Annotated in this window: 6 protein-coding genes; all 6 read left to right on the top strand. The window is 50.9% G+C overall.

Translation table 11 applies throughout. The features are described 5' to 3' along the window. Positions 1-207 precede the first annotated feature (207 nt). Positions 208-927 carry a helix-turn-helix transcriptional regulator gene (locus tag VE954_RS22295; RefSeq protein ID WP_324956914.1) on the top strand — a complete coding sequence of 240 codons (720 nt, stop codon included), beginning with the start codon at positions 208-210 and terminating at the stop codon, positions 925-927. Positions 928-1,158: 231 nt separating this feature from the next. Continuing rightward, a complete protein-coding gene (locus tag VE954_RS22300; protein WP_324956916.1) occupies positions 1,159-2,634 on the top strand; it encodes an arylsulfatase in 1,476 nt (491 codons plus the stop codon). 239 nt (positions 2,635-2,873) lie between these two features. Beyond that, a complete protein-coding gene (locus VE954_RS22305; protein ID WP_324956918.1) occupies positions 2,874-3,539 on the top strand; it encodes a hypothetical protein in 666 nt (221 codons plus the stop codon). Between the two features lie 132 nt (positions 3,540-3,671). Beyond that, entirely contained in the window at positions 3,672-4,274 is a 603-nt protein-coding gene (locus VE954_RS22310; RefSeq protein ID WP_324956920.1) for a hypothetical protein, read from the top strand. 40 nt (positions 4,275-4,314) lie between these two features. Beyond that, positions 4,315-5,106 (top strand): hypothetical protein, encoded by a 792-nt coding sequence (locus VE954_RS22315; protein ID WP_324956922.1) that lies wholly within the window; start codon positions 4,315-4,317, stop codon positions 5,104-5,106. A gap of 496 nt (positions 5,107-5,602) precedes the next feature. Further along, on the top strand, positions 5,603-6,895 hold a 1,293-nt coding region (locus tag VE954_RS22320), incomplete at its 3' end, for a hypothetical protein (RefSeq protein WP_324956923.1).

Genomic DNA, 6,895 nt, shown 5'->3' on the forward strand with positions numbered 1-6,895 from the left:
TCAATCTATAACTGGCGGTTGCCAACAGAAAGCTGATTATGCTGGCTGCTTACAATTCCGTGTTCCACGCGCCACCAGGTCATGAATCATCGCGCCCTCTTTTGTTTGACATGGATATTTTTCGCGCAAGTGTCTGATTTCGTATTTGAAAATTTCGAAGTAAGAATATGTTGCGTGAGAATGATTTCTTGTAAGAGGAGACATGATGTGGAAGCCAACATCTGGACAGCAAATATTCAGACCTGGTTGGATAGTAGAAAAAATGCATCCCTGGGACTTTTAGCCAAGCGAGCAGATATTCCCTATCCAACCCTAAGGAGGGTTTTCCAAGGGGAGAGGAAGCCCTCGTATGCGACGGCTGTAAAAATAGCTTTTGAAACCATGCCGAGCGATGAGGCTATTAATATACTCGAGAAAGATTATGGACAGCCGCCAAGCATGGCCAGGGCTTTGCTGAAGAATCAAGCTGTCCCAGTGTCGGCAGAGGATGGCAAGTGCATAGCGAAGACTGATGAGCTCATCATCAGTGGTATGGCGCTGGCCCAAAGCGGAACAACGAGGGCTGCGGTCTTCAATCGCCTCGGCAATGACGGTGTAGAAAAATTGAATAGGCTCGTGGACAGGGGGATCGTGACCGAATGGAACGGAAGAATCCATCCGCAGTCCGAGCAGAGGTTCCTAACCGACTATCGGGATATCGTCACAAGGGCAAAGCTTTCACTCGATCTTCATACAGAAGACACAATCGGTACTCCTGGTTCATTTGGTTACTTCGGAATGGGAGGCTTGAACGAGACCGGCAGGGAAAGGGTCCAACAAGCCCTAATGCAAGCTCGCGATGCGATCACCGAGGTTTTCAAGGATGAGTCTGCAAGCGGCGATTTGGTTCTAGCGGTGACCATGTCATCCGTCTTCATTTCCGAGTAAAGAAAATATTTTGAAGGTCACGGATAACGACCCCAAAAGATACGGAATGGAACGGGCAATATCGAGTGCGATGCAATTCCAGGGCTTGATGAATAAACCGGACGGGCGCGGGGACCATCCTTTTGCTGCTAGCCTGGCAAACAATCTTCCTTTCACAATGTGCCGGTGTTATCTCCATAAGCGTAACTCGTGGGTGTAACGAACATCAGTGCAGAAAAAAGGGCAAAATTCATGGCTCCAAAACTTCCCAATATCCTCATACTCACTGGAGATGACATCGGCTACTGGAACATCAGCGCCAACAATCGCGGCATGATGGGCTATCAGACCCCCAACATCGATCGCATTGCCCGTGAAGGACTCTCATTCAGCGATTATTATGGCCAGCAGAGTTGCACCGCTGGTCGCGCTGCTTTCATCACTGGGCAAAATCCTCTCCGCACGGGCCTGACCAAGGTGGGCTTGCCCGGCGCTGATACTGGACTGTCATCCGAAGATCCCACCATCGCTGATTTCCTGAAATCCGTCGGCTACGTGACAGGACAATTCGGCAAGAACCACCTCGGCGACAAGGATGAATTCCTTCCCACCAATCATGGATTCGATGAGTTCTTCGGCAATCTCTATCATCTCAATGCCGAAGAGGAACCTGAAGATCCAGACTATCCAAAGGATCCGGAGTTCAAGAAGAAATATGGGCCGCGCGGCGTGCTTCACAGCTTTGCCAACGGAAAGATAGAAGATACCGGACCACTCAATCGAGCGCGCATGGCGACGATTGACGACGAAATCAATGCCCAGGCGATTCGCTTTATGGAACAGGCGAAGAAGGCAGAAAAGCCTTTCTTTGTATGGTGGAATTCAACTCATATGCATTTCCGCACCTATCTGAAACCGGGTTATGCCGGCAAGAGCGGGCAGGGCTTCTACAACGATGCGATGGTCTACCACGATGAGCAGGTGGGAGGCATGCTCAATAAACTGGACGAACTCGGTATCGCGAGCGACACGCTCGTGCTCTACACGACCGATAACGGCCCACACTATAACACCTGGCCTGATGGAGGGATTACACCCTTCCGTGGCGAAAAAAACACCAATTGGGAAGGAGGGTATCGCGTTCCAGCGTTCGCACGATGGCCGGGACACTTTCCAGCGGGTAAGATGCTCAACGGCATCGTCGGCCATACGGATTGGTTCAGCACGCTAGCCACCGTCGCGGGCGTACCCGGCCTCAAGGAACGAATGATGAATGGCTACAAGTTGCAGAAAAAATCTTTCAAAGTGATGTTGGATAGTTATGATTTGCTGCCTTATCTGACCGGTGAGGTCGCCGAGAGCCCACGCCAGTCATTTTTCTATGTCAACGACGATGCGGAACTCGTTGCCCTGCGCGTCAAAGACTGGAAGATCGTTTTCCAGGAACAACGCGCGAAAACGATGCAATGCTGGGCGGAGCCTTTTGTGAAACTTCGGGTTCCCAAGATCTTCCACCTGCGCCGTGATCCTTTCGAACGGGCCGATGAGAATTCGAATAGCTATTGGGAATGGGTGACTCATCACGCGTTCATGATCCCGGCCGCGCAGGGCATCGTTGCTCAGGAAATCCAATTGAGCCGCGATTTCCCTGCCCGCCAGAAGCCAGCCTCATTCAATTTGGATAGGGTCATGGATGTGCTGAAAAATGCCGCTACCGGCCCGGCGTGATAGGGCTGAGTTATTACCAATCATGATGTATGTTCTCCCGCGGATTTCGTCTGCGGGAGCCTTGCAAGATCATCACCCTGCATTGCAGCGACGTTCGCAAAGCAGTCCAGGATAGCCCTCAGACTGCAGCTAAAAAGCACGAAAAAAACAGCCAAACCCTGGAATTTTGAGGAGCAGCAACACAATATCCATGGAATTTCCTCCGATTGCATATCATTGACGAGTTAGGGGATCCACCTATGAGCCAGAATTTTGAAGTCCATCCTCTTCCTGAATTGTACAGCCCCCGACTTTCCTCGGTCGTCTCTGCCTGTCTGGGCGGTGTCGTCCTCTTTTACTTGACCAGCATTCTCCCAAATCTCACCTCAGCCATTGCCTGCGCTATCGTCATAGCATTCTCGACAACAGCCAGTACCCATTCGCGCTATGCTATGGTCTGGTGGGGAAGCCTGGGTGCCATCGCTGGTTGCATCATCGGGACAAGCGTCACCCTTGGCGAATCTCTAGCCTCACTTGGACTCTCATCCAAAGAGCTTTGGCGAGTCATGATCGTCGCAACCCTGAGCCTTGGCGGACTGATCTCTGGCATATTCCTGAGCAGGAATGTGAGAAGCTCCATCAAACCACCTCCACCGAAGGACTTCTTGAAAGTTGTCAGCGGCCTGACCGCTGTTTTTTTCGCGGTACTGGTTTCAATCAAATTCACACTGAGCGGTCTCGACGAAGCGCGGACACTCTCCAGCCGCTTGAGCACTGTCTCGACTGTTCTGGTCACAGTTCTCGCTTTGCCTGGTTATATCGGTTTTCAAATGTCGCGATTTCTTGCAGCAAAATTCAACCAAGGACAAAGCGGTTCTCACACTCTATCCCAAGCCGTGGCACCTAACGATGCGCAGTATGGGTAACAGGCTCGGCGCACGGCAGAGTTGAGGCGCCTGTCACTGCAATTATGGGCACAGTATCGAACAAACTTTCTTTCGTGAGACGCTGATGATAAGTCCGTAACAGAATACAAACCAATGCAAGGAGTTTTGACAATGAAACATAGTTCTTTCAAATTTCCAGGATTATTTTTGCTGCTTGCCCTTTACGCGGGAAGCTCAGCACAGGCCCAGCAAAGTCGTGTCACCTTTGAATATCCAATGACAATTCCCTACGGGGAAACGGCTGACTTTATCTCTGAAACAAGCTACGAAGGATTTGGTTTCAGCTCGTTCTTCGCAACGAAATCCAATCTTTCATTAGGCATTTCATTCCAGTGGATCGGCTGGGATGAGCAAAGCGACCGAGCCGCCTATGAATACCAAGGCGCGACGATTTCTGGAAACGAGAGCAAGGAATTCAATGCCTATCCCCTGCTCATGCAGGGTCGGTATGAATTCGGCCAGGGCACACTTAAGCCTTACCTGGGCCTTGGACTTGGGCCTGCATATATAGAGCAGTATCAGCGGGTGGGTTTTCTCTCGGAACACGACTACTCGACCCAGGGCATCATGTCACCTGAGGCGGGTTTATACCTCGATATGAAGAACCTGTCACTCGGATTGGGGGCTCAATACCTCGACACCTTCACGGCCACCAGCGCGGCCGAACTCGAAGGTCTGACGATCCGTCTGGCGATGGGTGTCGTGAGCTTTTAGCCGTCCCCTCGTCCCGCAACCTTGTGGAAAGGAATACGGAATGATTCAAATCATCCTCTCCCTTGTTCTGCTGGCATCAAGCCAAAGCATCTTTGCCAGCGATCAGAAATCCGATGAAAGTCAGGAACTGGAGAAGAAGTTGGCCGATCCAGTGGCTGATATCACTTCGATTCCACTGCAGTTCAACTATGGTTTCGATGACGAAAACTCATCAATGTTCACCGTCTTCAACCTTCAACCTGTTTTTTCGGGAAGCTCCGATCAATGGTTGTTCGTCAATCGATTCGTCACGTCCTATATCACGGCCGAAACTGAAACCGACTCAGGGTCGATTCAGTCGGCTGGCTTCGGAGATTTCACCTATCAACTCTATGTGACACCGAAAGAACTCTCGTCCGTGAAAGTGGCCGCAGGTTTTCTGCTCGCGGCACCTACCGGTATGGACCAAGGAATATCGAGTGGCAAGTGGGGATTGGGACCAACATTCGCAATGATCGGCACGACCTCTCAGTCCACCTATGGGGGCTTGATCTATCAAAATTGGTCCGTTGCCGGCGACAAAGAAAGAAAGGACGTTAGCCTTCTCACCGTGCAACCCATATTCTCCTACCGAATGGGTAATCTCTGGTCGGTTTCGCCCTTCAATAACATCACTTTCGATAAGACTCTGGATGGCGAGAAGTGGAATGTGCCTATGGGCCTGCAATTTTCCAAACTTATGCTGCGACCCTTCGTACCCGTCCATGGCACAGTAGGTGTCTTTTCCAACGTCATTCACCCTCAGAATGCGCCTGCGTGGACCCTGAAACTTCAAATGAATTTTGTCCTTTGAAACTCAACTCTGTGGCAATCAAAATTGCCATTTTTCCTGTCAAATACCTAGTCAGACTCTAGTCAACGCATGCAGCGTTTGATGACCGGCATTGCCGAAAATCCACATTTTATCTTAAAATACAACATCTTACGAAAACCATTACCGTGGCGTAAGTCTTGCGTAGCAGCGCACGTCTGCTATCGAAAGAAGGCCGACGCAGAGACTCTCGTTCGATCACTGCTGTTGCTGTTAATCTCTCACTTGTGTGGAACTGGTTATGTTAAATAGAGTCATTGTCCTGATCCCTCTGGTCTTTTTTCTCGTTCAAAGTCCTGCTTGCACAAAGAAATCTTCAAAGAAGCAAGCGCCGCCCCCTGCAGCTGCGCCTCCTTCGGAGCCTACTCAAGTGTCCGGTCGTGACGATGAGCCCAATCTAAGCAGCCCAACACCTGGGAAAGGTGACGACAAGAACCCAAACCAAAATGATGGAAGCTTGCCGAGCCAGGAATCTATTTTGTCCCTTAGCCCGGACATGCTGGAAAAAAGTCCTCAGGAGCTTCTAGATCTTTATAAGCCCATAAAAGGTTCTGGATCCTGGGACCCCAAGACGATCACCACGGATCCCATCCTGGAATGGAATGAAATTATGCTTGAGGCCAATGCCCAGGATCACGCCCGGACGCCTCCTGATCAACCAGGTCCGACCCGGACGTCCCGCGCTTTTGCTATAACTCAGCTTGCCATGTACGACTCTTATATTTCTGTCGTTAAAGTGAGCGAGCCATACCTGGCTGCAGTCAACAGTCCAGCCAACACCAATGCGGCTGTCGCCGTGAGCGTGGCCGCTTACGTAAGTTTGCGCTTTCTCTACCCGAACCAGGCTGCGCGCGTTGACCAGGTGATTCGTGAAAGTCTCAAGCGCTATTCCTATGGCGTCGCTGAGTACAATGGCATCCTGCTTGGGAAATATATAGCCCTGAGACTCCTCGTCGAACGGAAAAATGATGGTTCTGAGAACAGAGGTCGCTATGCTCCCTCCGGCAATATCGGCACTCACGATGTCGATGCCTTGAATCCCGAGCAGGGCTTTCTGGATCCAGCCTGGGGTAGTGTAAGACCTTTTGCGATTCCCAATACCACACGCTTTACCGCTCCGCCGCCTCCCTCCCTGCGCAGTCGCGAGTATGCCGCGGCCTTCGACGAAGTCAAAAGACTCGGAGGGGATGGAGTGACCACCTCGACCAAACGAACGGATGAACAGACCATTATCGGCATTTTCTGGGGTTACGATGGTGCACCAGGAATCGGAACACCGCCAAGACTTTACAATCAGGTGGCCCGTACCATCGCCTTGCAGAAGAAGAATAAGGTATCTGAAAATGCTCGTCTTCTGGCACTTGTAAATATGGCTATAGCCGATGCCACCATTCAGTGCTGGTCAGACAAGTACAAAAATATTCTATGGCGTCCCATCCGCGGCATTCGTATGGGCGATCGTGATGGAAATTCTCAAACCTACGGAAACTCGGATTGGTCGCCTTTAGGTGCTCCGGCCTCCAATACCCGGAATCGGAATTTTACCCCTAACTTCCCAGCCTATACCTCGGGCCATGCTGTCCTTGGCGCGGCGGGCATGGGCATGATTGAACAGTTCTACGGTACGGATAATATCGCCTTTACATTTGTATCGGATGAGTTCAATGGCAAAACCCGCGGATCGGATGGCAATATTCGTCCCTTCATCTCAAGATCCTATAGTTCCATTACGCAAGCGATTGATGAGAATGCGGATAGCCGGATCTATCTC

It is taken from the genome of Oligoflexus sp. (assembly GCF_035638955.1).
Classification (GTDB): domain Bacteria; phylum Bdellovibrionota_B; class Oligoflexia; order Oligoflexales; family Oligoflexaceae; genus Oligoflexus.

What these genes read in the sequence shown, in the direction of transcription:
- VE954_RS22300 (WP_324956916.1), top strand. Translation starts at nt 1,159, where the DNA reads ATGGCTCCAAAACTTCCCAATATCCTCATACTCACTGGAGATGACATC.
- VE954_RS22305 (WP_324956918.1), top strand. Translation starts at nt 2,874, where the DNA reads ATGAGCCAGAATTTTGAAGTCCATCCTCTTCCTGAATTGTACAGCCCC.
- VE954_RS22315 (WP_324956922.1), top strand. Translation starts at nt 4,315, where the DNA reads ATGATTCAAATCATCCTCTCCCTTGTTCTGCTGGCATCAAGCCAAAGC.
- VE954_RS22310 (WP_324956920.1), top strand. Translation starts at nt 3,672, where the DNA reads ATGAAACATAGTTCTTTCAAATTTCCAGGATTATTTTTGCTGCTTGCC.